Consider the following 23,077-nt stretch of genomic DNA (forward strand, 5'->3'; position numbering starts at 1 on the left):
TCATGAGTGCCTATCTGGTCGAGGCCGTTGGCCTGTTGCTGCGCTGGCTGCACGTGGTGGCTGCGATCGCGTGGATTGGCGAATCGTTCTATTTCGTGGCGCTCGATCGCGGCCTCACGCCGCCGAAGGTCGGTGGCGGCGGCGTGTCGGGAGAGTCCTGGTCGGTTCATGGCGGTGGCTTCTACCACAAGCAGAAGTACCTGGTGGCGCCCGCGGTGATGCCGGAGGAACTGCACTGGTCAAAATGGAAATCCTATACGACGTGGATTTCGGGATTCTGCCTGTTTGCGATGCTGTACCTGGCATCGCCCGGCCTTTATCTGATCGATCCGGCCGTCGCCGCCTGGACCCCGGCGCAGGCCGTGATGCTGGCGATCGCCTTTCTGCCGGGATCATGGCTGGTCTACGACCTGCTGTGCCGTCTTGTCGGCTTCCGGGACGCATTGCTCGGCGCGCTCGTGGGCGTTTACGTAGTCGCGCTGACGTATGCCGCGACGCAGTGCTTTTCCGGCCGTGCGGCATTCTTGATCGTCGGCGCCAGCATGGCGACGATCATGTCGGCGAATGTGTTCTTCGTGATCATTCCGGGCCAGAAGCGCATGGTCGCGGCGCTGGCGCGCGGCGAGGCACCCGATCCGCTTCCCGGGCGACGCGGCAAGCAGCGTTCCGTGCACAACACGTATTTCACGCTACCGGTCGTGTTCGCGATGTTGAGCATCCACTATGCGACGGCCTATGCGCATCCGCAGAGCTGGCTGGTGCTGGTGCTGTTCATGGCGGCAGGTGCGGTCATTCGCCAGTTCTTCGTGGTGTGGCACAGCCGCGAACGTGCCTGGTGGCTGCTCGCGGTGGCGGCCGCCGTGCTGTTGGCCGTGTTCGGGATGATGGCGCCGCGTGAGCCGGCGGCGGCCAAAGCGCCTGCGGTTCCCGTGCCGGCAACGCCGGCGGTACCGGCGCCAGCTGCCACACCCGCGGTGGCGACGCCGGAAGCCGTGCAGGCGATCCTCGGCAAGCACTGCATCCAGTGTCACTCGGCCAAACCCTCGATGATTGCCAGCGCCCCCAAGGGCCTGCAGTTCGACCAGCCGGACGACCTGCGCAAGCATGCTGAGCTCATACGCCGACAGGTCGTGGCCTTGAAGGTGATGCCGCCCGGCAATTTCACGGGAATGACGGACCAGGAGCGGTCGGTCGTCGAGGCGTGGCTGGCGTCGCGGCCGTGATGCAGGACCCGTCGAGGGGCCGCCGGCTGTCGTCTTTGACCCGGCGTTCCATGCGGATCCTGCCGCGCTGATGGCCCGGGTCGAGCGCGCCGTGCACTGGGACGAGCGCATGCGCGCCCGCCGGACCGCCAGTCTTGGCGTCCCTTATAACTATTCACAGATGCACTATCCCGCCTGTCCGATTCCGGCGGAACTGGACACGCCATGCGCGCAGCTTCCATTCCGACGACGTGACCTTGCTGGTCGGTGCCAGCGGCATCAGCATCCTCTCGCTGGGCGGCGCCCGCCCGATCGTGTTCCGGCACAAGACAGACCGCTCGCGTGAGCACGTTTTCGTACTCACCGCCGGGTCATTGCTGCACATGTCGCAGGCGATTCAGGCCGAATGGCTCCACGCCATCCCGAAAGTTCCCGATGCGGCCCCGCGCATCAGCCTGACGTTGCGGGCGATGCGGTGATGAGCCCTTGCGAATACCCTCCGCTCACGTGAGAAACTTTTCAACCGCCGCCATTCCGATGTCTGCGGGGCGACGGAATGCGGTTCGGACGCGATTGCTCTCGCGGTCAGGAACGCCGAGTGATTCAAATGTCTCCCGCCACACGCGCGTGCAGCGAGCGATGCGGTCAATGATCTGCGCGGCTGCGGGAGGCATTAATCCGAACCGCCCTGCACCGGCAAGTGCATTGTCCAGGCGCGCTGCGCGTCCCTGAGGCTGAGAGGTGCAGCACTCTGTCTGACGTCATGCCCAAACCGCAGGTCGCGCAGGCTCGATTCGATGAGGTGTCGGCGTGCTCAACCGGGCGCCCTCAGCCAGCTCGGCTTGGGACCAGCCGCGCGCCAGCCGGGCCTGCCTGACGAGGGTGGCCAGGTGATTTGTCGCTGCCTTTACCGCCGGCGAGGCGAAGTCGGATTCTCTGCGCCGCATACATCATACTTTTTGATAGACGGCCTATCCTGTCATTCATGACGCATTACGCCGCTGGTGGCAAAAGCAGTTCTCCGGCACCCGGCAGCATCCAGCGGTGCCTCAACGCCACCTCTTCGCAGTTGTCCCCCGGCCCGCCACGGTCGATGACCAGGAAGTCCGAGACTTGCTCCAGCGCGATCAAGGGGTGGTGCCAGGTGCCGCGGTGGTAGTTGACGCCCTGGCCGTTCTGCGACAGGAAGGCCCTGGGGCGAGTGTGGGGATCGGCGGTCACGACGACGATGAACGGAGTACGGGACAGCGGCACGAAGGCCTGGCTGCCCAGGGGGTGGCGTTCGACGCATCGCAGTGGCATCGGCAGCGTGCGTGGCTCGGCGCGGAAGATACTGATCAGGGGGTGGCCGTCCCCGGTGCCGGTGTCGACGCGAGCCAGGTCATGAAAGCGCTGCGCGGTACCGTCGTTGACGGCGTACACCTGGCGCGCCGATGCCGGTTCGATCACATCGCCGAACGCGGCGAAGGCGGCGGCCGTGAGCGGTTCGAGCGCCAGGACATCATCGGGTCGGGGGTTGCTCACGGGGCCGGGATCCCGCGCAGGCGCAGGCGCGACACGCCGCCATCGGGGAAGATGTTGAAGCGCACGTGCGTCACGGCGTCGTGCGGGAGGATCTGGGAATCGTAGAAGTGCTGCCGATCCATCTCCAGCTTCTGTTCCGGTAGCAGCACCGGCCAGAACATGGACTGCGTCACCAGCGACTCCGGCGTGCCGCCGGGCACGCGCGTGGCCTGCAGGGAGCAGCGATCCGGGTAGTTGCCCTTGAAGTGGCAGGTGTCGACTTCGACGGCGCGGATCAATCCGGGTCGGGCCAGCGCGACGATGCACCAGTCGTTGCCGGGTTCGCGACGTCGTCGCGTCTCCCAGCCGTCGCCCATGTTCACGCCGCGGCCCGGCAGGAGCAGGCTGGTGGCCAGGCCGAAGTGCTGGTTGTTGGTGGCGACGATCGTGCCGCCGTTCAGGGCACTGGCAAGGTCGATGAGTCCGTCGGCATCGACGGCTGTCGCGTCGAACTGCGGCGTGCCGTAGAGGCGCAACCGCGCCAGCCCGCCGTCCGGAAACAGATTGACCCGGACATGCGTACAGACCGCATCGCCACCGAGCGGAAAATAGTGATGCCGATTACCGCCGAGGTTGACCGGGGGCAGGACGCTGAACCACGGCGTCTGTTCCGTCGGCTCGCCGCCAGGTACGCAGCAGCCCTCGATGCTGGCGGCGGGCGGAAAATTGCCGGTGAAATGGCTGGTGTCCAGATCCGCGCCGTGCAGTCGTCCCGGGCGGGCCAGGCGCACGATGCACCAGTCGTGGCCGCTGGTGCGCTTGCGGCGGCTCTCCCAGCCGTCCATCCACTTGCCGTTGGTGTCGTACTTGCCGGGAACAAAGATCGCCGGCTCGGGATTGAGCATGCGCTCCTTCGCGGCGAAGAAGTCGTCGCTGGCCACCAGCGCCTCGGCGCCCAGGCGGGCGTCAGCGAGGTTGACGTGGCGGCGGGTGAACTCGGGTGCTTCGGGATCGATAGCGGGAAGTGCCATTGGCGGTCGTCACACAGTCAGGGTTGTACAAGGTCGGCCAGACGCAGCTGGGCGATGCGGTCGATCTGTTCCAGTGCCTCGGTCAGCTCGTCCTCCGGCTCGCGCGCCAGCCGGCGCTGCATCTGTTCGATCACGCTCTGGCGGGTATGGCCACGGACGGCAAGGATGAAGGGAAAACCGAACTTCGCCTGGTAGGCGTCGTTGAGATGGGTGATCTGCGCGTACTCCTCTGGCGTGCACAGATCCAGGCCGGCGCCGCGTTGTTCGGCGCTGGAGGACGGGGTCAGCTCGCCGCGAATGGCGGCCTTGCCGGCCAACTGCGGATGCGCGCGGATCAGCGTCAGCCGGGCCGCGTCGCTGGCCAGCGCGACGCAGCGCGCCATGGCCTGCTGCAGGGCCTCGCACGAGGCGAACGGCCGCTGCAGGCTCACTTGCCGCGCGACCCAGGGCGAATGCTCGTAGACGCCGCCCAGGTAGACGGTGAATGTGTCGGCGTCGAGGCGGTTGATGTCGTCCAGTGTCATCGTGCGGTCTCCGGCGCGTAGGGATGCTGTGCCTTCCAGTGCCGCGCGATGTCGATGCGACGACAGATCCAGACCCGGTCATGGCGCGCAATGTGATCGAGAAAGCGTTGCAGGGCGATGAACCGGCCCGGGCGCCCGAGCAGGCGGCAGTGCATGCCCACCGACATCATCCGCGGCATCTCCGCCCCTTCCGCGTAGAGGACGTCAAAGGTGTCACGCAGGTAGTCGAAAAAGTGCTGCGCGGTGTTGAAGCCCTGCGGCGTGGCGAAGCGCATGTCGTTGGCATCGAGGGTATAGGGCACGACCAGGTGTGCCTTCGTGGTGCCGTCGGAAAGTGCCACGTCGGTCCAGAACGGCAGGTCATCGCCGTAGTAGTCGGCGTCGTACTCGAAGCCGCCGTGTTCCACCACCAGGCGTCGCGTCGCGGGACTGTCCCGCCCCGTGTACCAGCCCAGCGGGGCATCACCGGTCAATTCGCGATGGATGGCAACCGCGCGGCGCAGATGGTCGGCTTCCTCCTGCGGCGACAGGTTCTGATAGTGAATCCAGCGCCATCCGTGCGAAGCGATTTCGTGGCCGAGGGCCTGGCAGGCATGCACGACTTCCGGATGCCGCTGCATTGCCATCGCGACACCGAACACCGTGAGGGGCAGCCCGCGTTTCTCGAATTCGCGCAGGATGCGCCACACGCCCACGCGCGAGCCGTACTCGTAGATCGACTCCATGCTCATGTGGCGCGCCGGATAACTGGCGGCACCGACGATTTCCGAGAGGAACTGCTCGCTGCCGGCGTCGCCGTGCAACACGCAGTTCTCGCCGCCTTCCTCGTAGTTGAGGACGAACTGCACCGCAATGCGGGCGCGGCCGGGCCAGTTGGCCTGGGGCGGTATGCGGCCGTAGCCGACCAGGTCGCGGGGATATCGGGAGCTTGCTGCCATGCCGCGCTGTGTCCATGAGACCAGCGCCAAGTGTTGCGACGGAAACGCATTTTGCGCAAGCCGGGGACACCAACGAACGGGGCCCGCCGGAGCGGGCCCCATGGCGTTACCCGGCAAGCGGCCTAGCGGCTGATAGCAACGGCGGGACTGGCCTGGGTCGGCTGCAGCGACCGCGCCGCCTGGACCAGCTCGACGAATTCGGCGCGATAGCCAAAGCGGTCGGTGCCGCGCACGCTGTCGGCCAGGCGCGCAACGGCGTCGAGATTGAACTGACCCAGGTGCGTGCCGCCGCGCAGCGAATCGGCGAAGGCGGCCACGGCCGCCGCGAAACGCAGGCGCTCGCTCGCGTTCTCTGCCATATCCGATCGTTTCACCGCCCGGCTGATCAGCTGGCTGCTGTCGGCATCCGGCTGCTTGTAGCGCAGCTTGACGAAGGCGAGTTCGTCGGACTTCGAGCCCTCCGCCTTGGCATCCGGTGCGGCGTAGCGCAAGGCATCAATCTGCGTATCAGCGTCGCCGACCAGGGTCAGTTCGTACAGGGCCGTCACGTCGTGACCGGCGCCGATCTCGCCGGCGTCGATCTTGTCGTTGTTGAAATCCTCACGGCGCAGCTGGCGGTTTTCGTAGCCGATGAGGCGATACTCGGCCACCAGGCGCGGGTTGAATTCCACCTGGATCTTCACGTCCTTGGCGATGGTCATCAGCGTCGAACCCACTTCTTCCACGAGCACCTTGCGCGCCTCCATCAGATTGTCGATGTAGGCGTGGTTGCCGTTGCCGATGTCGGCCAGCTGCTCGGAGAGTTCGTCGTTATAGTTGCCGCGGCCAAAACCCAGCGTGGTCAGCGCCACGCCGGACTTGCGCTCGTTGGTCACGAGGGTCTTGAGCGCTTCCAGGTCCGTGGTGCCGACGTTGAAGTCTCCATCCGTCGCGAGCACGACGCGATTGATGCCATTCTTGATAAATACCTGCTTGGCGGTTGTATACGCCAGCTGGATACCTTGTCCGCCGTTGGTGGAACCGCCCGCCGACAGGCTGTCGAGCGCCGCGATGATGCGGGCATGCTGGTCGCCCCGCGTGGGCGGAAGCACCAGGCCCGCGCTGCCGGCATACACCACTATCGAGACGCGATCCTGCGCGCGCAGGTTCGGCACCATCTGCTTGAAGGCTTCGCGCAGGAGCGGCAGCTTGTCGGCATCGTTCATCGAACCGGAGGTATCGATGAGGAAGACGAGGTTGGACGCCGGCATCGACGCGGCCGGAAGCTCATAGCCTTTGATGCCCACCAGCATGAGCTTGCGGTTGGCGTTCCACGGCGCCGCGGCCAGCTCGGTGGTCACGCTGAAGGGCGTTTCGCGGGTGGCGGGTGGTGCGTAGGCATAGTCGAAATAGTTGATGAACTCCTCGGCGCGGACCGCGTCGGCCGGCGGCAACTGGCCGGCGCGCAGCATGCGGCGGACGTTCGTATAGCTGCCGGTATCCACATCGATGGAGAAGGTTGAAACTGGCGTCTCGGCGGTGCGCAGGACCGGATTGTCGGCGTGGTCCTGGTATTTCTCGGTGTTGGCAATCTGCGCGTCACGCGGGGCTTCGGACGTGGCGATGCGGCCGCCGGCCATGCCGGCAACGATGCCGGGAGCGGGGGCAATGGATGCGGGCTTGGCCAGCACGCGTTTTGGTTCGGCCGGCGGCGGGGGCGCGGCGGCCACGCTTTCTTCGGTGACGACCGGCGCGGGTACGGTCACCGCGGCCGCCGTGGACAAGGCATCGGCGTCATCCTTGGCGCGGCGCTGCGGTTCAGCCCGCTGCTCGCCGGCCGTGGCGCCGCGGGTGGCGTCGTTTGCGGCGATGTCGCCGCGCAATTCCTTGCCCACGATTTCCGCCTTCTTGAGCTTGGCCGCAGACTGCTTTTCATCGGCCAGTTCCCGGTCGGAAGCCCGGTTCTTGTCGGACGAGGCGTTGGTTCGCTGTTCGGCGCAACCGGCCAGGAATACGGTCATGGCAGTGGCGATGGCGAGGGATAGGGCGGTACTACGCATGGCCGTGAGCTCCGTGTCGGTCGAGGGTGGCGAATGCAACGCGGTAGCCGGGGCGGCGGGGTTTGAGCCGGTGTTATCGAATCCTTGACTTGCCCTGTTGCCGACAGGAGTAGCATTGCCCGGCCCCTGGAGGGCTCAAGGAGACGCCAATGACCAAGACGATCGTGCTCGCAGGAAGTCTGGTACTCACGCTGGCAGGAATGGCTATCGCGGCCGAGGAGAAAAAAGCGGCGGCCGCACCGCCGGAGATGTCGCCCGAGCAGAAGGCCATGATGGAGGCCTACGAGAAAATGGGCGCGGTGCGCGAAGAACACAAGCAACTGGCGTATTTCGCCGGCAACTGGGATGCAAAGGCGACTTTCTGGATGGATCCGAAAGCCGATCCCGTGACCGACAGCGCGAAGGCAACGGTGGAGCCGCGCTTTGACGGGCGCTACCTGCACATGGTGTACAAGGGTAATTATCAGGGACAGCCGTTCACCGGTGAAGGTCTCATCGGTTTCGACAACCTGAAGAACAAGCATTACGTGACCTGGATCGACTCGATGTCGACCGGTATCTGGGTGGGGTCGGGGACCTACGATGCGGCCAGGAAGACCTACACCTACCACGGTGAGATGCCCGATCCGATGAAGCCATCGACCGTGGTGAAAATGCGCCAGGTATCACGCATCGTCGACGACAAGCACTACGTGTTTGAATCGTACGAGACGCATGACGGCAAGGAAGCCAAGACCATGCAGATCGAGTACTCACGCCTCTGAACGCAGTGGACGGGATGCTGCGCGATCCCGTCCGGGGAACGTCTGGCCCTGGGCCAGACGTTCCTGCCGATCGTTTACTGGCCGAAGCGATAGGCCACGTTGAGCGACAGCACGTCGATCTGCTCGAAACGGCCATTGCCGGTCTCGGTCAGCTCGAACTGGTTGCCGATGTCCAGGTAGCGATCCCAGTCCAGACGCAGGTCCCATGACGGCGTGACGCGCCAGTTCAGGCCCAGGCCGTAGAAAGCTTCGGTGCTGCTGTCATCGGGGGCGCGGAAGCTGCGCGGACGGCCCAGCGGATCGAGGCCGGATTCGCGGTAATCCGTTTCCGCATTGAAGAGGCCCGCACGGACGATGCCGGAGAACCGGTCGGTGAATTCCCAGTCGCCGAACAGGGCGAGACTGACGCCCTTGATCTCGTAGGTGCCATCGTAAGTGGCGGTACCGCCGGTGACATTGCTGGCGCGCACGCTGTAGAAACTGGTCACCTCGCCCAGGTCGTTCCAGGCCAGTTCGACGCCCAGCCAGGGCAGGAAGCGATAGCCGGCGAAGGCTTTCCAGGTTTGATCCTCGTCATCGACCAGGTTCGCGGCCTGGTAGGCGAGCGTCGGATGGTTGCGGTACGCGCCGTAGACCTGGCCGGCGAGCGTGTCGTCATAGCTGGCCTGGCCCAGTCCGCCACCGACATAGAAGCCCGGGTCGTTCGCCTGTGCTGCGCCCGCTGCGAGCGTCGTGGCAAGAATCAGCAAGAGTCGGGGTGTATTCATGATGTTCTCCATTTGTGACTTTCGCGACACGGTCGCGCCATCCGGCCGGTCGTGGCGGCGCGAAATGTAGCAGGTCGGCCCGCCCGAGCGGGTCGTCTCGCCGGCGGGCCGGGGAGGTCCACTTTTCTGGTCGAAATAGCCGACCAGTGGCGCGAAAGGGCGGGGTCGGCGGCACCCCGCCGGGGTAGGGGGGCGAACGTCGGGCCCGCTTCTTGCTGTCGTGCGGTGGCCCGGTGCGGTTTACCATTGCCGGGCGCGCCGTTCCCTCACAGGCAGGTTGATGGGCATGAGTTCGCCGACGCAGACAATGCCGGTACTTTTCATCGGACACGGATCGCCGATGAACGCCATCACGGACAACTACTGGAGCCGCGCGCTGCGCGAGCTGGGGCGGCAGCTGCCAGTGCCGCGCGCGATCCTGGTGGTTTCGGCGCACTGGTACGAATCGGGCAGCTTCGTCACCGCGCAGGCCGCGCCGGAAACCCTGCGCGACTTCGGCGGATTCCCGCCGGCCCTGTACGAAATGCGCTATCCGGCGCCGGGCGACCCGGCGCTGGCACGGCAGGTAGTCGCCCTGACCGGTGGCCGTGTCGATGCCACCACCGAGTGGGGCCTGGACCACGGCAGCTGGAGCGTGTTGTGCCATCTGTTTCCCGAGGCGGCCGTGCCGGTGGTCCAGTTGAGCCTGGATATGCGCCTGGCCCCACGCGACCACGTCGAACTGGGCCGGCAGTTGTCACCCTTGCGCGACGACGGGGTGTTGATCCTTGCCAGCGGCAACCTGGTCCACAACCTGGCGCACGCGCTCCGGGCGCACCGCAATGGCGACATCTGTACGCCTGACTGGGCGCAGCGCTTCGATACCGCGGCAGCTGCGGCCCTGCAGAACGGTGACCAGGACTTCCTGCTCTGCGCCCTGGGCAGCGTCGACGGACGCCAGGCCCACCCGACGCCGGACCATTTCCTGCCGTTGCTCTACGCGGTCGGTGCCGCGCGGGCCGACGACGCGCTTGATTTCCCGGTCACCGGCTTCGACATGGGATCCATCTCGATGCGTTCGGTGCGGTTCGCGCGCGCCGCCTGATCCGGACGCCGGTCGAGGCGGGCCGTACAATGGCGCGTCCTTCCGGAGCACGCCATGCCCAAGCCCTTCCAGAACGCGGTTGACCAGATCAAGGCGGCCATCGACCGGCACGAGCGCCGCGCGCGGCCCAGTGGACTGGATTGCGCGCTGGCCGACCGCATCGACTTCCTCAATCCGGCGCATTGGGACGCACTGGCGCAAAGCGCATCGTTTTTCATGTCCCGCGACTACCGCCGCCTGCTGGAAACCCACAGCCCGGCTGGCATGCAGCAGCGCTACGCCCTGGTCTACAGCCAGGGCCGACCGATCGTCGCCGTCGCCGCGCAGATCCTGGAGATCGGGGGCGACCAGCTGGCCAACTTGCCGGACTCCAAGGTGCGCAGGAAGGCGCTGGAGCAGATCCGCACGCGGCTGCTGGTCTGCGGCAGCCTGGTTTCCAGTGGGTTTCACGGCATCGCATTCGCTGCCGGCGAGCCTGATGAATTGCTCTGGCACGGTGTCGCCGAAGCCCTGTACCGCATCCGGCGGGCCGACCGGCTCCACGGCCAGGTCGACTACGTGATGATCAAGGACCTGGACGAAGCCCGCACCGGCGCGGCGACCAGCCTGCGCGACTTCAGCTACCGGCCGATGCAGACAGAGCCGGAAATGGCCATGCCGATCCGTCCGGGCTGGAAGCGGTTCGAGGACTACCTGGCAGACCTGAACTCGAACTACCGCAGCAAGGCGCGGAAGGTCATCAAGCAGGTCGAAGAGGCGGGCTACCGGGTCGAGCGAAACGCCGATGCGGCCGCGCACGATGCGCGCATCCATGCGCTGTACACCGAAGTGGAGAGCCGCGCCAGTACGCGCCTTTCCGCGCTACCGCAGGGCTATTTCGGCGCCCTGTCGCAGTGCGCCGGGCCGCAGCGCTTCCGCTGTACGCTGATTCGCAACGACAGCGAGATCGTCGGCTTCATGAGTACCGTCAAGGACGGTGATCGCGCGCTGGGTTACTACGTGGGTTTCGATTATGGCGTGAACGCCAACGTGCCGTTGTACCTGCGTCTGCTGCAGACGCTGATCGAAGACGCGATTGAACTGGGCTGCTCCGAACTGAGCTTCGGGCGCACGGCGGCGGAACCCAAAGCCTCGCTGGGCGCCGTGGCGCATGCCAGTCATGTGTGGCTGCGGCATCGCGTGCCGGCGGTCAACGCGCTCGTGCGCGGGATTTTCGGCCGCGTGCAGCCCGGCGAAGCGCCGGAGCGGCGGCCCTTCAAGGCCGCCAAGGAGTAAAAAAACCCTTCCCGTTTGGCGCGGGAAGGGCCGAGGGCGTCGCCTCTCCAGGTGCCGGGCGCGTCACTCGCGACTGCGACCGGCGCACGGCGCCCTCTTGAACGGTGGCGTCAGGCGCCGAAATCGTCGTGGAATACGTGATCGCGGCGACACAGCGCGCCCGCGGCTTCATCGACCAGCAGGTTGAATTCCGCGCCCGTGGGGATGGCACTGCCGTCGAGGTTGCGGATGATCCACCGCGCGGACTGCTGGTCGAAGTCGACGCCGACTGGCTTGGCATTGCTCCAGTTCGCTGCGGGCGTGACATAGATCCGTGCGCACGGATCGCCGTCGGTCAGCGGGTGGCTGATCGGGAAGGCTGGGCCGGCCAGCGAATCGTCACGCACCAGGTTGTCAGCGGCGATGCTCGGATCCTGCGAGTAGATGTGGAACTGTTGGTTCTGCGGAATAGGGAAATAGTCTAGTGTGTAGATCTGAGGCATCAGGATGCCCGATCCAAAGCCCGCGACATGCGGCAGCTGGCCGCTGATGCCGGCGCGATGGGACAACAGCAGCAGGTAGCCGAACAGATCTGCGTCGTGGATGTCGACATCCGAGCTGTACGACGCTTCGCCACCGGCATTCAGATGCAACGATCGACCGCGGCCGGCAGCCGGAACGAAGACATGATAGGCGGAGCCGGCGGCCAGCGAACCGCCGCCTTCGTTGACGACGCGGAAAGTGCCACCGGAGAAGTCCACGCCGGCGACGACCGGGTCGGCATTCGCCCGGAAGGTATCCGGAGCGAGGCTGGGCGTGAGCAGGGGTGTCTGGTCGGCCTGTTGGAGCAGCGGATCGCTCATCGCGCTGGCGTTGCCGGTCGTGTTGAAGGCACGTACGCGATGGATGAGCGAGGCGTCGCCGAATTCAAAGGCGCCGATATCCGGATCGGTATCCGCGTCGCGGTGCTTGAAGCGGCGCAGGCCGTCGGCATCGATCTGCGGCAACGCTTCTTCCTGGTACAGGCTGCGCAGCACGATGTCGTCACCGGCGCCGATGGCGGGTGATCCGGGAGACAGTCGCAGGTCGTGGGTGCCGTCGGCGAATAGCGGGTTCAGCGTGAGCGTGTCGGGCCCGAGCGGCGGCGTCGATCCACCGTTGCCGAAGTACAGGTTGTGGTTTTCGTTCACCTGGGCGTCCTGGATATGGAAGCCACGCTGCGCGTTGTACGCGACGATATTGTTGAAGAAATCGGCATCGAAGCGCCCGTTGAAGGAGACGCCATTGCCGAATCCCACGGCTGTATTGTTCAGGACCTTCGCCGACATTGATCCCTGGCCAAACTGCGTCACGGCGATGCCCTGCTCGTACTGCGCCGGCGCAGTGCGTTGCACTGCGTTCGAGACGACGATGGCCTTGGCGGTGAGGGCGGGGTTCATCGCGTTCACGCTGATGCCCGTGGCCAGACGTCCGCGCACGTGGTTGCCATAGATGCGGACGTAGCTGTCGCCGGTGCGCATGCCTACGATCACGCCGTCGACGCTGGTGCTGCCGTCGACGTAGATGCGGTTGTCGTGAATATCGCCCGTCATGCGGCCCTGGTTGAGGGGGAGACTGAAACAGCGTTCGCGCTGATGTCGCCCCCCATGCGGACGAGGTTCTCGCCGATGTCGTAGCGGACGAACGCCTCGCCCATGCTGGACACCGTGATGGCCGGATCGACGCCGGACGCGGTGTGCACCACCAGTCGCCGCAGTACCACCGTCGCATCGGCACCCGCATAGGCGCGGACGCTGCCGCCCAGCAGGGTAAAGCCCGAGATCTCAATATGGCCGGACGAGAGCTGGTAGTAGCCGACGCCAATGGTGCGGCCTGCCGCCAGTACCGGACGATAACCGTCAACCGCTATCAGGTGGAGGGATTTGTCGATGTGGAGCGATTCGTCAATGATGGCATTCGTGCGCACATGCACGATGCCGCCGCTGGGTGCCGCATTGATGCAGGCCTGCAGCGTGGTATCGCACGGCGCCGTACCGGGCCAGCTTTGCGCCAGCGCCAGTGGGCTGGCGAGCGAGGCGCACAGTGCCAGCAACGGGGTCAGGTTCTTGTTCTTTTTCACGAGGGATGTTCCAGGGGGTTTGCTCCGTAGACGGGCCAGCTGGCGTGGAAGCGACATGGCGCAGCACCTGCTACGCAAGTGGTCCAGCTCGTACGGCAAGGTGTGCCGGTTGAGCGCTGGCCACGCTTGCCGCCACAATGGCGCCGATTGCGCCTGGACGGGGAAGCCGGGCCCTGTCGCGACCATTGCGGTGAGACGATGAAAGCGAGTTGGAAGACGAGGCTGCTGGCAATGCTGGCAATGGTTGCCGGCGTACCGGCGATGGCCACCACCTGGTCGTCGCTCACGGTCGAGGATCCTATCCGCCCCGGTGCGACGTGCGAGGTCTCCGAGCCGGCCAGCTATGGTTCCTATGTCTACCAGTGGCCGTCGAAGTACGACCAGGTGTTCTGGCCGCAAATCGACGAAACGGGCATCTGGTTCTGCGCGAAATCGGGGTTTGCCGCGCTGATCGGCGATTTTGAAACACTCACCGAATCCGAGCGGATGCGTGTGGGCGTGCACCTGGCCAAGGTCTACGATCCTGCATTGCACCTGGGCCCGGCGCAGAAGCTGGCCCTGCTCGAAGGCATCTATGGCATGCGCGAGATGGACGCAAAGAAGCAGATTCAGCTGCAGCGCGTGCTGGCAGTGCACTACGAGCGCGACGGCGACTACACCCGGGCCACGACGCTGCGACGACAGGCGCTCGGACTGATCCGCCAGGAACTGGCCCAGGGGATGCTCGATACGCAGCGACGGCTCGAGTACCTCTTTGTTGCCGCGAACTATGAGCGCGAGTTCGGCAAGGCCGCACAGGCCGATGCGGATTTGTCCGCGCTTTCCCGCGCCCTGGACGCGGTCAAGAGCGAGGAGCCCACCGTGGTCGACTACGCCGCCTATCTGCGTGAACTCGTTCCCGCGTCGCGGCGCATCCTGCCGGGTGGCCAGCTGGCGCCGGCAGAAAGCGAGCCGTGACCGACGCTAGAGGGTCTGCAGGTTGGCGTAGGCCAGCACTAGCCACTTCGTACCTGCGCCTTCGAAATTGACCTGCACGCGGGTGTGATCTCCGGCGCCTTCGTAGTCGATCACCACGCCGCTGCCGAAACTGGCGTGGGCGACGCGCTGGCCGAGCTTCAGGCTGGGGGCTTCCTCGATGCGAGCATGGAAGCGTCCCGTGTAGGCCGGGCGCTGTGACTGCACGCGCGGCCGCACTTCATGCAGCAGCTCCGGCGGGATCTCATTGAGAAAGCGCGACGGACGCGCATACGACTCGACACCGTGCAGGCGCCGCGATTCGGCATAGGTGAGGGTCAGCTGCTCGCGCGCGCGCGTCACGCCCACGTAGGCCAGGCGGCGTTCCTCTTCCAGGCGGCCGGGTTCGTCCAGTGATTTCTGGCTGGGGAAAAGGCCATCTTCCATGCCGACCAGGAAGACCACGGGAAACTCCAGTCCCTTGGCGGTATGGAGCGTCATCAGCTGGACGCAATCCTGGCCCGGTTCTCCCTGGCCTTCACCGGCCTCCAGCGCGGCATGCGAGAGGAAGGCCGCCAGTTCACCCAGGCCGGCTTCTTCGTCATCGGGCGTGAGCTGGAAGCGGCTGGCGACGTTGACCAGCTCGTCGAGGTTCTCCACCCGTGCCTCGGCGCTGCCGCGGGAATCCTTTTCGTAGTAGTCGCGAAGGCCGGTCTTGATGATGGTGTGTTCCATCTGCTCGGCCAGGGTCAAGCCGCTGTCGGCGTCGCCGGTCAGTGCGGCGCCCGCGAGCAGGTCACCACCGCCGGGCGGGGCAAAGGCAATGCGGCATTCGCTGGCCAGGCTCTGGATCAGGTCGATGAAGGCGCGCAGCGCATTCTTGCTGCGCGCGGTGAGCTCGGTTCCACCGAGCACCGACACGCTCGCTTCCCACAGCGATGCGCCCTGGCGCCGTGCGGTCTGGCGGACGAGATCGAGGCTGCGTTCGCCGATGCCGCGCGGCGGCGTGTTCACGCTGCGCTCGAACGCGGCGTCGTCGTGCCGATTTGCAATCAGGCGCAGATAGGCGAGCGCGTCCTTGATCTCGGCGCGGTCGAAGAAGCGCTGGCCGCCATAGACACGGTACAGCAGGCGGTGCTGGTTGAACTGTTCTTCGAAATTGCGCGACTGCGCGTTGGAGCGGTACAGGATGGCCACATCGCTTGCGCGGCCGTCGCCGGCGATGTATTCGCGGATGCGTTCGACCACGTAACGCGCTTCGTCCTGCTCGTTGTAGGCGGCATAGAGCTGGATCGCGTTGCCGCTGTCGCCCGAAGTCCACAGCTGCTTGCCCAGGCGGCTGGGATTGTTGGCGATGATCGCGTTGGCGGCCTTGAGAATGGTCGCGGTGGAGCGATAGTTCTGTTCCAGCCGTACCGTCTTCGCGCTGGGGTAGTCGCGCAGGAATTGCTGCACATTTTCCACTTTGGCGCCGCGCCAGCCATAGATGGCCTGGTCGTCGTCGCCGACGACGAACACCTTGGCCGTCTGGCCGGCGAGCACGCGCACCCAGGCGTACTGCAGGCTGTTGGTGTCCTGGAACTCGTCGATCAGGAGGTGTCGCCAGCGTTCCTGGTAGTGCGCCAGCAGCGAGGCATCATTGAGCCACAGCTCGTGCGAGCGCAGCAGCAGCTCGGCGAAATCGACCAGCCCGGCGCGCTGGCACTGCGCCTCGTAGGTGCTGTAGATCTCCAGCAGGGTGCGGGTGACCGGATTGTCACCGTGCTCGATCGCATCAGGACGCTTGCCTTCGTCCTTGTTGTTGTTGATGAACCAGGTGGCCTGCCGCGCGGGCCAGCGGGATTCATCCAGGTCCAGCGACTGGATGATGCGTTTGACCAGGCGCTGCTGGTCGTCCGCATCGAGAATCTGGAAGGTTTCCGGCAGGCGCGCCTCGCGCCAGTGGCGGCGCAGGAGCCGATGGGCGATGCCGTGGAAAGTGCCGATGGAAAGGCCGCGCGTGCCGTGCGCGATCAGCTGTTCGCAGCGTCCGCGCATCTCGCCGGCCGCCTTGTTGGTGAAGGTGACGGCCAGAATCGAATAGGGCGATACGCGTTCGACTTCGAGCAGCCAGGCGATGCGGTGGATCAGCACGCGCGTCTTGCCCGAGCCGGCGCCGGCCAGCACGAGGTAATGGCCGGCTGCGGCACTGACGGCTTCGCGCTGGGCGGGATTGAGGTGATCGATCAGATGGGAAACGTCCATCCGCCGATTTTATCCGGCTCCGGCACGGTAGGAGATACCGTGCCGGGCAGAACTCAGTAGTGTTCGCGTGCCTTGGCCGCGGCCGGCGGCGACATGATGCGGTCGATCAGGGCAATCGCCACGGCCGAGGCCACGAAGGTCATGTGCAGGATGGTCTGCCACATGATGGTATGGGCCGACAGGGTGTCCGCCTTGATGAAGGTCACCAGCAGGTGGATCGAGGAAATGCCGATGATGGCCGTGGCCAGCTTGACTTTCAGCACGGCGGCATTCACGTGCGACAGCCATTCGGGCTGGTCCGGATGGCCTTCCAGGCGGAGCCGCGAGACGAAGGTCTCGTAGCCACCGACGATCACCATGACCAGGAGGTTCGAAATCATGACGACGTCGATCAGGCCCAGCACGGTGAGCATGATCGCGATCTCGGCCGACGGTACGCCCGCGGTGGCGCCGGCGGCGGTCGCGGCAGGGGCATGTGGCAGCAGGGTGCTGTGGATGAGGTGCCAGAGTTCGCGCAGGAACTGCACGACGTACACGGCCTGCGCGACGATCAGGCCGAGGTACAGCGGCAGCTGCAGCCAGCGCGAGGAGAAGATCAGGGCGGGCAGCGGCCCGAGGTTGCGTTTGTGCGATTCCATGGTCTGTTCGGGGGCAGAAGGGATCCGGACAGTCTAGCAGCGTGGCGCTGCGGGTTCATGGCGGCCTCCGCCTGGGAGGCGATGTAACTGCCCAGCCGGGTGACTTCTGTCCTAGAGCATGCGGCGGACGCCCGGCAGCTTGAGGATGTAATCGTGGCCCATCAGCTGCGATGGCGTGTAGTAGCCGCCCGGATGCTTGTTTGCGAGTACTTCGCGCACGATGCCGATCGCGGCGGATGCGGTCAGGTCATAGCCGTTGGGCGTGACGATCGCGAACTTGGCGTCGTGCCCCTTGTCGTCGTGGACTTCGCCCCAGACATAGCAGTGCGTGCTGCGACGTTTGTCGGCGTCCGGACCCGGCGTCTTCTTGTCAATCCGGCGCTTCATCAACGCCTGTACTGGCCGCAGCGCCAGCAGCGGCCGCAGCCGTTGCATGCTGCGCAGGCGCGCAACCGCTGCGGGCGGCACGACCATGTAAGTCTCGATGTTCGGGATGCCGGTGGATACGTGCGCGGTATACAGGTCGCCCCACGGAATCGTCACCGCCGTGCGGACCTGCCCGTCGTGGGCAAATTCGCGCGTCTTCCATCCCAGCGGGACGTCGACCAGCTGGCCATTGACGCGGGCGCGTCCACCGCGTGCCAGGCCTTCCACGCTGGTCTTGGCGGTGCCGGGACTCGGACCGCCGCCCGCTTCGAAGCCCAGTACCAGATGAGTAGCACCGGGCAGGCGCGACTTGAGCAGTGCCGCGACACAGTCGGTGGGAACGACATCGAAGCCGGTGCCCGGCATCACGATGAGGTTCTGATGCCTGGCGCGCGAATGCGCCTGGTGGCACATGGCGAAGACGTCGATCTCGCCGGTGATGTCCAGGTAGTGGGCGTTCATCGCCAGGCATGCCTCCAGCATCGGCTGGGCAGTCTGGCTGAAGGGCCCGGCGCAGTGGAGCACCAGCGGCACGTCGTCGAGCGCGCGCACGATGTCGGTGACCTTGCGCAGGTCGAACACCCGGCGGGTGAGGCCGAATTCCGCCGCGATCGCATCCAGCGCTTCCCGGTTGCGGCCGGCGAGGATCGGCTTGAGGCCGTGGCGTACGGCCTCATTGACGATCAGTCGCCCGGTGTATCCGTTGGCTCCGTAGATCAGGAAGTTTCGCATCACTTGTCCATGGCGGCGCGCTGGGCGGTGATCAATTTACGGAAGTAGAAATCGGGAAAAAAGCGCCGTATGCGCCAGCGCAGCCGCTCGGCCGCGGTCGGAATGAGGAGGTACCGGCCCGCTGCCACCCCGTCGAAAACGAAGGCGGCGATGTCGTCAGCCGATTCGGTGGCACGGGTCATCAGGCGATCGGCAATCGCCCGCGTCTTCTCCGGTCCACGGAAGTTTTCCAGGAGATTGGTGCGAAAGAACGACGGACACACCACGCTCACGCGCACGCCCGATTTGCACAGGGCCATTTCCGCGCGCAGCGAATCGGACAACGCGACGACGCCGGCCTTGGCCACCGAGTAGGAGGCCAGCCCGGCGGCACCGGCGAGGCCGGCAAAGGACGCCGTATTGACGATGTGACCGCGGCCGCGCGCCAGGAAGATGGGCAGGAAGGCGCGACAGCCGCGCACGACGGAGAGGAGGTTGATCTCCAGCATCCAGCGCCAGTCGTCCAGCGGCGTGTCGGCCACATCGCCGGCTGAAGAGACGCCGGCATTGTTGATCAGCAGGTCCAGGTCGCCCCAGCGGGCCACCACGTCGTCGCGCAACGCTTCCACCGACGTGTCGCTGCCGACGTCGACCTGGAACGCGTCGCCGCGCGCGCCCAGCGCCTGGATCTCTTCGCAAACGGCATCGGCGCGGTCGGCGCGGATATCTGCCACGCCCACCTGCCAGCCGGCGCGGGCGTAGCGCAGGGCCAGGGCCCTGCCCAGGCCGCTGCCGGCGCCGGTGATCAACACTCGGTTATTGCGCATGCGTGGTCCTGTCGGATCCGATGAGAGCCACAGCGCCCGGCCATCCCCGCGAGCTTCCGGCATTCCCGTGGCAGGCCTGCCGGCCGGATGCGCTACGCTCGGATTCTGTCCCCGAACCGACGACCTGTCGAGGTGTTGCATGACCCCGGATCTGATCAACCTGCAGGGCAAGACCGCGCTGGTCACCGGCGCCAGCCGCGGCATCGGCGCGGCCACGGCGACGTTGCTGGCGGCGCACGGCGCGGAGGTGATCGTATCCAGCCGGCGCCAGGACGCCTGCGAGGCGGTTGTCGCGGCAATCCAGGAGAGCGGTGGCAAGGCGCGCGCGCTGGCGGCCCATATTGGCGAGATTGCCTCGATCGATGCCCTCTTCGCGGCGCTGGACGCTGAGAGTTGCGTACCGGACATCCTGGTCAACAACGCGGCGGCCAATCCGTACTTCGGCAGCATGCTCGAGATGCCGCTGGGGGCCTACGACAAGACGGTCGAAGTGAACATCCGCGGCTATTTCTACACCACCCAGCAGGCCGCCCGGCGCATGCGCGGGCGCGGCGGCGCGATCGTCAATGTCGCGTCGGTCAATGGCCGGCGTGCGGCGCCGGGGCAGGGCGTCTATTCCTTCTCGAAGGCGGCCATCATCAGCATGACCGAGGCCTGGGCGCGGGAACTGGCCGGCGACGGCATCCGCGTCAACGCCGTGCTGCCCGGACTCACCGATACCAAGTTCGCCAGCGCGCTGACCCAGAACGAGGCGATCCTGAAACCGCTGCTGCGGACGATTCCCCTGGGGCGCATGGCCCAGCCGGAGGAGATCGCGCCGGCCATCGCGTTCCTGTGTTCGTCGGCAGCGAGCTATCTGACCGGCGCTTCGATCGCCGTGGATGGCGGCTATCTGGCCTGACCTGGGGATTTTCCCGTCGCCCAAAAAGAAGGGCCCCGCCAGCTAGGGGGAGCCGGCGGGGCCTGGGGTGCGGGAGGGGCCTGGGGATGGGGCCCTTTCCCGGGTTCATTCAGGGAGGGGAATGAACCAGGTGCCGTTGCGTGCACCTGGTGACTAGGACGGAATCCCGCGGAAAAGGTTCGCAGCCGGGGAAGGCGGGATTCAGAGTTCGTTCAGAACGGCGAATTCTCTTTTCTATCAATTGCTTGCCGCGGATCTGGTGGTGTGGGCCTCAGTGCGCCTCGTCCCAGTTGGTGCCGACACCGATATCGACGACCAGCGGCACCGCCAGTTCCGCCGCGCCCGACATGCGTTCGCGGATACCGACGGTGACCGGTTCGAGAGCATCCTCGCGCACCTCGAATACCAGTTCGTCGTGGACCTGCAGCAGCATGCGCGCGTCGTCCCGGTCGCCCAGCCAGGCGTCGACCGCGATCATCGCGCGCTTGATGATGTCGGCGGCCGTGCCCTGCATCGGCGCGTTGATTGCCGCGCGTTCGGCACCGGCGCGCAGGTTCTGGTTGCGCGAGCGGATATCGTCCAGGTAGAGCCGGCGGCCGAATACCGTCTCGACGTAGCCGTCGCGATGGGCCTGTTCGCGGATGCCGTCCATGTAGCTGCGCACGCCGGGATAGCGCGAGAAGTAGCGGGCGATGTATTCATTCGCCTCGTTGCGGGCGATATCCAGCTGGCGCGCCAGGCCGAACGCGCCCATGCCGTACATCAGTCCGAAGTTGATCGCCTTCGCGGCCCGGCGCTGATTGGCATCGACCTGCTCCGGTGGCAGGCCAAACACCTCCGCGGCGGTCGCGCGGTGCACGTCCAGGCCACTGGTGAAGGCGCCGAGCAGTCCCTGGTCCCCCGACAGGTGGGCCATGATGCGCAGCTCGATCTGGGAATAGTCCGCCGCCACCACCTTGTAGCCGGGCGGTGCGACGAAGGCCTGGCGGATGCGCCGGCCTTCCTCGGTGCGGATGGGAATGTTCTGCAGGTTCGGATCGGACGAGGACAGGCGCCCGGTTGCGGCAATGGCCTGGTGGTAGCTGGTGTGCACGCGCCCGGTGTGCGGGTTGACCATTTCCGCCAGCTTGTCCGTGTAGGTCGAGCGCAGCTTGGCCAGGCCGCGGTATTCCAGGATCAGGCGCGGCAGCTCGTGCTGGTCGGCAATGGCATCCAGCGCTTCTTCATTGGTCGACGGCTGTCCGGTCGGTGTCTTCACGACGACCGGCAGTTTCAGTTCCTCAAACAGGATGGCGCAGAGCTGCTTGGGCGAATCCAGGCTGAAGGTTCGCCCGGCGATCTCGAAGGCGCGCTGGGTGAGCTCATGCATGCGTTTGGCCAGTTCGTGGCTCTGCACGCGCAGCGCCTGCGTGTCGATCAGCACGCCCCGCTGTTCCATGCGGGCGAGCACCGGCACCAGGGGCATCTCGATCGTCTCGAACACCTGGCGCAAAGCCGGTTCGTCCGCGAGTTTCTTCCACAGCACACTGTGCAGGCGCAGCGTGATGTCGGCGTCTTCGGCGGCGTAGCAGGTGGCCTGTTCCAGGTCCACCTGACCAAACGGAATCTGCTTGGCGCCCTTGCCCGCAACGGCTTCGTAGGGAATCGTCGTATAGCCCAGGTAGCGGCGGGCGAGCGAATCCATGTCGTGCCGGGTGGCGGTGGAATGGAACACGTAGGACTCGAGCATCGAGTCATAGGCAATGCCGCGCACCGTGATGCCCTGGCGCGAAAGCACGTTCACGTCGTACTTCGCGTGCTGGCCCAGCTTGGGACGGGCCGGATCTTCCAGGATAGGCTTGAGCGCGGCCAGCACCTGGGCGCGATCGAGCTGCGCCGGTGCGCCGGGATAGTCGTGGGCGAGCGGGATGTAGCAGCCCTTGCCGGGCTCCACCGCCAGCGAGATCCCGACGATCTCGGCGCGCAGCGGGTCAAGCGACGTGGTTTCGGTGTCGAAGGCGATCAGCGGAGCCTGGCGCAGCCGTTCCAGCCAGGTATCCAGCGCCGCGGCGTCGCGGACGCACTCGTACTCGCCCTTGGCGGCCAGGGCCGGATCGAGGTCTGTCGCTTCGACGGCGCGGTTGCGATACTGCGGCGCCACCTTGATGACGGACGCCGAGTCGGTGACGGCGCCGCCGTCGAGTTCCTTGAGCGCCGCATTGAATTCATAGCGGCGATAGAGATCGCGCAGTGCATCGACGTCGCGATCGCGCAGGATGAGGTCCTTCGGGCCCAGCTCCAGCGCGACGTCGAGCTTGATCGTGGCGAGCTGGCGCGACAGCGGCAGGTGGGCCAGCGCGCTGCGCAGGTTTTCGCCGATCTTGCCGCCGATCTTCGCGGCGTTGGCCATGACGTTGTCCAGCGTGCCGTACTCGCCCAGCCACTTGGCGGCGGTCTTGGGTCCGCATTTCTCCACGCCGGGAATGTTGTCGACCGTATCGCCCATCAAGGCGAGGAGATCGACGATCTGGTCCGGCCGTACCCCGAACTTCTCGAATACGCCGTTGCTGTCGAGCGTCGCGTTGGTCATCGTGTTGCTGAGCGTCACGTGCGGTCCGACCAGCTGCGCCATGTCCTTGTCGCCGGTGGAGACGATGACGTCGATGCCCAGCGCCGCGGCCTGGTGGGCCAGCGTACCGATGACATCGTCGGCTTCGACACCCGGCACGCGCAGCATGGGAAAACCCAGCGCCCGCACGATGTCGCACATGGGTTCGACCTGGGCGCGCAACTCGTCGGGCATCGGCGGACGGTTGGCCTTGTATTCCGGATACAGCGCGTCGCGGAACGTCGGCCCCGACGCATCCGAGACGAACGCCGCGTAGTCGGGTCGCGCCTTGAGCGTGGAACGCAGCATGTTGACGATACCGAACAGGGCCCCGGTCGGCTCGCCCGCGGCATTGGTCAGCGGCGGTAGCGCATGAAACGCGCGGTAGAGATAACTCGATCCATCGATCAATACGAGCGTGGGCATGGGGGCTACTCCTGTCGGCCTGCGAGCTTGGCGCATGCCGCCACGCCTTTCAATCGCACGCCGGGCGCCAATGGTCGTACGGCGCGTGGTCGAAGGACGCGGCCTGCGCGGCGCCGGGGGCAGGACGGTTCAGTTCTC

21 protein-coding genes are annotated in these 23,077 nt (G+C 66.0%); 7 read left to right on the top strand and 14 right to left on the bottom strand.

The genetic code is table 11. The features are described 5' to 3' along the window. The first annotated feature begins 2 nt into the window (after nt 1-2). Nucleotides 3-1,223, top strand: a complete 1,221-nt coding sequence (locus N4264_RS03205; protein ID WP_261695634.1) for a urate hydroxylase PuuD — start codon at nt 3-5, stop codon at nt 1,221-1,223. A 134-nt stretch (nt 1,224-1,357) separates the two neighbouring features. Then, nucleotides 1,358-1,681: an alpha-ketoglutarate-dependent dioxygenase AlkB gene (locus tag N4264_RS03210; RefSeq protein WP_261695635.1), complete on the top strand. Its 324-nt coding sequence runs from the start codon at nt 1,358-1,360 to the stop codon at nt 1,679-1,681. A 282-nt stretch (nt 1,682-1,963) separates the two neighbouring features. Here N4264_RS03210 and N4264_RS25760 read toward each other — a convergent pair whose 3' ends face one another. From N4264_RS25760 to N4264_RS03235, 6 genes are all read right to left on the bottom strand, one after another. Further along, on the bottom strand, nt 1,964-2,149 hold the full coding sequence (locus tag N4264_RS25760) for a helix-turn-helix domain-containing protein (protein WP_425508307.1): 186 nt from the start codon (nt 2,147-2,149) through the stop codon (nt 1,964-1,966). A 46-nt stretch (nt 2,150-2,195) separates the two neighbouring features. After that, nucleotides 2,196-2,726, bottom strand: a complete 531-nt coding sequence (locus tag N4264_RS03215; protein ID WP_261695636.1) for an ureidoglycolate lyase — start codon at nt 2,724-2,726, stop codon at nt 2,196-2,198. Next, nucleotides 2,723-3,736, bottom strand: coding sequence for an allantoicase (gene alc / locus N4264_RS03220; RefSeq protein ID WP_261695637.1), 1,014 nt, complete (start codon nt 3,734-3,736; stop codon nt 2,723-2,725). Before alc ends, N4264_RS03215 begins: the two co-directional genes overlap by 4 nt. 17 nt (nt 3,737-3,753) lie before the next feature. Next, nucleotides 3,754-4,260 carry a 2-oxo-4-hydroxy-4-carboxy-5-ureidoimidazoline decarboxylase gene (uraD, locus tag N4264_RS03225; protein WP_261695638.1) on the bottom strand — a complete coding sequence of 169 codons (507 nt, stop codon included), beginning with the start codon at nt 4,258-4,260 and terminating at the stop codon, nt 3,754-3,756. After that, nucleotides 4,257-5,198: an allantoinase PuuE gene (puuE, locus tag N4264_RS03230; RefSeq protein WP_261695639.1), complete on the bottom strand. Its 942-nt coding sequence runs from the start codon at nt 5,196-5,198 to the stop codon at nt 4,257-4,259. Before puuE ends, uraD begins: the two co-directional genes overlap by 4 nt. A gap of 122 nt (nt 5,199-5,320) precedes the next feature. Next, nucleotides 5,321-7,237: a vWA domain-containing protein gene (locus N4264_RS03235; RefSeq protein ID WP_261695640.1), complete on the bottom strand. Its 1,917-nt coding sequence runs from the start codon at nt 7,235-7,237 to the stop codon at nt 5,321-5,323. Nucleotides 7,238-7,386: 149 nt separating this feature from the next. Here N4264_RS03235 and N4264_RS03240 point away from each other — a divergent pair, with 149 nt between their 5' ends. Beyond that, nucleotides 7,387-8,001, top strand: a complete 615-nt coding sequence (locus N4264_RS03240; RefSeq protein ID WP_261695641.1) for a DUF1579 domain-containing protein — start codon at nt 7,387-7,389, stop codon at nt 7,999-8,001. 74 nt (nt 8,002-8,075) lie between these two features. Here N4264_RS03240 and N4264_RS03245 read toward each other — a convergent pair whose 3' ends face one another. Then, entirely contained in the window at nt 8,076-8,768 is a 693-nt protein-coding gene (locus N4264_RS03245; protein ID WP_261695642.1) for an outer membrane beta-barrel protein, read from the bottom strand. Nucleotides 8,769-9,075: 307 nt separating this feature from the next. On the opposite strand from N4264_RS03245, the gene ygiD reads away from it, so the two are divergent. Together ygiD and N4264_RS03255 are read left to right on the top strand one after the other, a co-directional pair. Then, entirely contained in the window at nt 9,076-9,852 is a 777-nt protein-coding gene (gene ygiD, locus N4264_RS03250) for a 4,5-DOPA-extradiol-dioxygenase (protein WP_261697567.1), read from the top strand. A gap of 54 nt (nt 9,853-9,906) precedes the next feature. Continuing rightward, nucleotides 9,907-11,127: a GNAT family N-acetyltransferase gene (locus N4264_RS03255; protein ID WP_261695643.1), complete on the top strand. Its 1,221-nt coding sequence runs from the start codon at nt 9,907-9,909 to the stop codon at nt 11,125-11,127. A gap of 110 nt (nt 11,128-11,237) precedes the next feature. Here N4264_RS03255 and N4264_RS03260 read toward each other — a convergent pair whose 3' ends face one another. Together N4264_RS03260 and N4264_RS03265 are read right to left on the bottom strand one after the other, a co-directional pair. Then, nucleotides 11,238-12,698: a DUF7452 domain-containing protein gene (locus N4264_RS03260; protein WP_261695644.1), complete on the bottom strand. Its 1,461-nt coding sequence runs from the start codon at nt 12,696-12,698 to the stop codon at nt 11,238-11,240. Next, entirely contained in the window at nt 12,695-13,225 is a 531-nt protein-coding gene (locus tag N4264_RS03265) for a right-handed parallel beta-helix repeat-containing protein (RefSeq protein ID WP_261695645.1), read from the bottom strand. Before N4264_RS03265 ends, N4264_RS03260 begins: the two co-directional genes overlap by 4 nt. Before the next feature lie 198 nt (nt 13,226-13,423). Here N4264_RS03265 and N4264_RS03270 point away from each other — a divergent pair, with 198 nt between their 5' ends. Next, a complete protein-coding gene (locus tag N4264_RS03270) occupies nt 13,424-14,182 on the top strand; it encodes a hypothetical protein (protein ID WP_261695646.1) in 759 nt (252 codons plus the stop codon). 6 nt (nt 14,183-14,188) lie between these two features. Here the strand turns inward: N4264_RS03270 and N4264_RS03275 are convergent, their stop codons facing one another. From N4264_RS03275 to N4264_RS03290, 4 genes are all read right to left on the bottom strand, one after another. Beyond that, on the bottom strand, nt 14,189-16,423 hold the full coding sequence (locus N4264_RS03275) for a DNA helicase II (protein ID WP_261695647.1): 2,235 nt from the start codon (nt 16,421-16,423) through the stop codon (nt 14,189-14,191). Nucleotides 16,424-16,476: 53 nt separating this feature from the next. Beyond that, entirely contained in the window at nt 16,477-17,061 is a 585-nt protein-coding gene (locus tag N4264_RS03280) for a YqhA family protein (RefSeq protein WP_261695648.1), read from the bottom strand. 111 nt (nt 17,062-17,172) lie between these two features. Further along, a complete protein-coding gene (locus N4264_RS03285; RefSeq protein ID WP_261695649.1) occupies nt 17,173-18,219 on the bottom strand; it encodes a saccharopine dehydrogenase family protein in 1,047 nt (348 codons plus the stop codon). Then, entirely contained in the window at nt 18,219-19,025 is an 807-nt protein-coding gene (locus N4264_RS03290; RefSeq protein WP_261695650.1) for an SDR family NAD(P)-dependent oxidoreductase, read from the bottom strand. The genes N4264_RS03285 and N4264_RS03290 overlap by 1 nt, the downstream gene beginning before the upstream one ends. Before the next feature lie 139 nt (nt 19,026-19,164). On the opposite strand from N4264_RS03290, the gene N4264_RS03295 reads away from it, so the two are divergent. Beyond that, nucleotides 19,165-19,926 (top strand): glucose 1-dehydrogenase, encoded by a 762-nt coding sequence (locus N4264_RS03295; RefSeq protein ID WP_261695651.1) that lies wholly within the window; start codon nt 19,165-19,167, stop codon nt 19,924-19,926. Nucleotides 19,927-20,197: 271 nt separating this feature from the next. Here N4264_RS03295 and polA read toward each other — a convergent pair whose 3' ends face one another. Then, nucleotides 20,198-22,939 (bottom strand): DNA polymerase I, encoded by a 2,742-nt coding sequence (gene polA, locus N4264_RS03300; RefSeq protein ID WP_261695652.1) that lies wholly within the window; start codon nt 22,937-22,939, stop codon nt 20,198-20,200. Nucleotides 22,940-23,077: the final 138 nt, after the last annotated feature.

This window comes from Tahibacter amnicola (genome assembly GCF_025398735.1).
GTDB lineage: Bacteria > Pseudomonadota > Gammaproteobacteria > Xanthomonadales > Rhodanobacteraceae > Tahibacter > Tahibacter amnicola.

Excerpts from the sequence above, each read along its gene's own strand:
- N4264_RS03240 (WP_261695641.1), top strand. The coding sequence starts at position 7,387 with ATGACCAAGACGATCGTGCTCGCAGGAAGTCTGGTACTCACGCTGGCA.
- N4264_RS03295 (WP_261695651.1), top strand. The coding sequence starts at position 19,165 with ATGACCCCGGATCTGATCAACCTGCAGGGCAAGACCGCGCTGGTCACC.
- puuE (WP_261695639.1), bottom strand. The coding sequence starts at position 5,198 with ATGGCAGCAAGCTCCCGATATCCCCGCGACCTGGTCGGCTACGGCCGC.
- ygiD (WP_261697567.1), top strand. The coding sequence starts at position 9,076 with ATGCCGGTACTTTTCATCGGACACGGATCGCCGATGAACGCCATCACG.
- alc (WP_261695637.1), bottom strand. The coding sequence starts at position 3,736 with ATGGCACTTCCCGCTATCGATCCCGAAGCACCCGAGTTCACCCGCCGC.
- N4264_RS03255 (WP_261695643.1), top strand. The coding sequence starts at position 9,907 with ATGCCCAAGCCCTTCCAGAACGCGGTTGACCAGATCAAGGCGGCCATC.
- N4264_RS03280 (WP_261695648.1), bottom strand. The coding sequence starts at position 17,061 with ATGGAATCGCACAAACGCAACCTCGGGCCGCTGCCCGCCCTGATCTTC.
- N4264_RS03205 (WP_261695634.1), top strand. The coding sequence starts at position 3 with ATGAGTGCCTATCTGGTCGAGGCCGTTGGCCTGTTGCTGCGCTGGCTG.
- N4264_RS03270 (WP_261695646.1), top strand. The coding sequence starts at position 13,424 with ATGAAAGCGAGTTGGAAGACGAGGCTGCTGGCAATGCTGGCAATGGTT.
- N4264_RS03235 (WP_261695640.1), bottom strand. The coding sequence starts at position 7,237 with ATGCGTAGTACCGCCCTATCCCTCGCCATCGCCACTGCCATGACCGTA.
- N4264_RS25760 (WP_425508307.1), bottom strand. The coding sequence starts at position 2,149 with ATGCGGCGCAGAGAATCCGACTTCGCCTCGCCGGCGGTAAAGGCAGCG.
- N4264_RS03245 (WP_261695642.1), bottom strand. The coding sequence starts at position 8,768 with ATGAATACACCCCGACTCTTGCTGATTCTTGCCACGACGCTCGCAGCG.
- N4264_RS03290 (WP_261695650.1), bottom strand. The coding sequence starts at position 19,025 with ATGCGCAATAACCGAGTGTTGATCACCGGCGCCGGCAGCGGCCTGGGC.
- N4264_RS03285 (WP_261695649.1), bottom strand. The coding sequence starts at position 18,219 with ATGCGAAACTTCCTGATCTACGGAGCCAACGGATACACCGGGCGACTG.
- N4264_RS03275 (WP_261695647.1), bottom strand. The coding sequence starts at position 16,423 with ATGGACGTTTCCCATCTGATCGATCACCTCAATCCCGCCCAGCGCGAA.
- uraD (WP_261695638.1), bottom strand. The coding sequence starts at position 4,260 with ATGACACTGGACGACATCAACCGCCTCGACGCCGACACATTCACCGTC.
- polA (WP_261695652.1), bottom strand. The coding sequence starts at position 22,939 with ATGCCCACGCTCGTATTGATCGATGGATCGAGTTATCTCTACCGCGCG.
- N4264_RS03260 (WP_261695644.1), bottom strand. The coding sequence starts at position 12,698 with ATGACGGGCGATATTCACGACAACCGCATCTACGTCGACGGCAGCACC.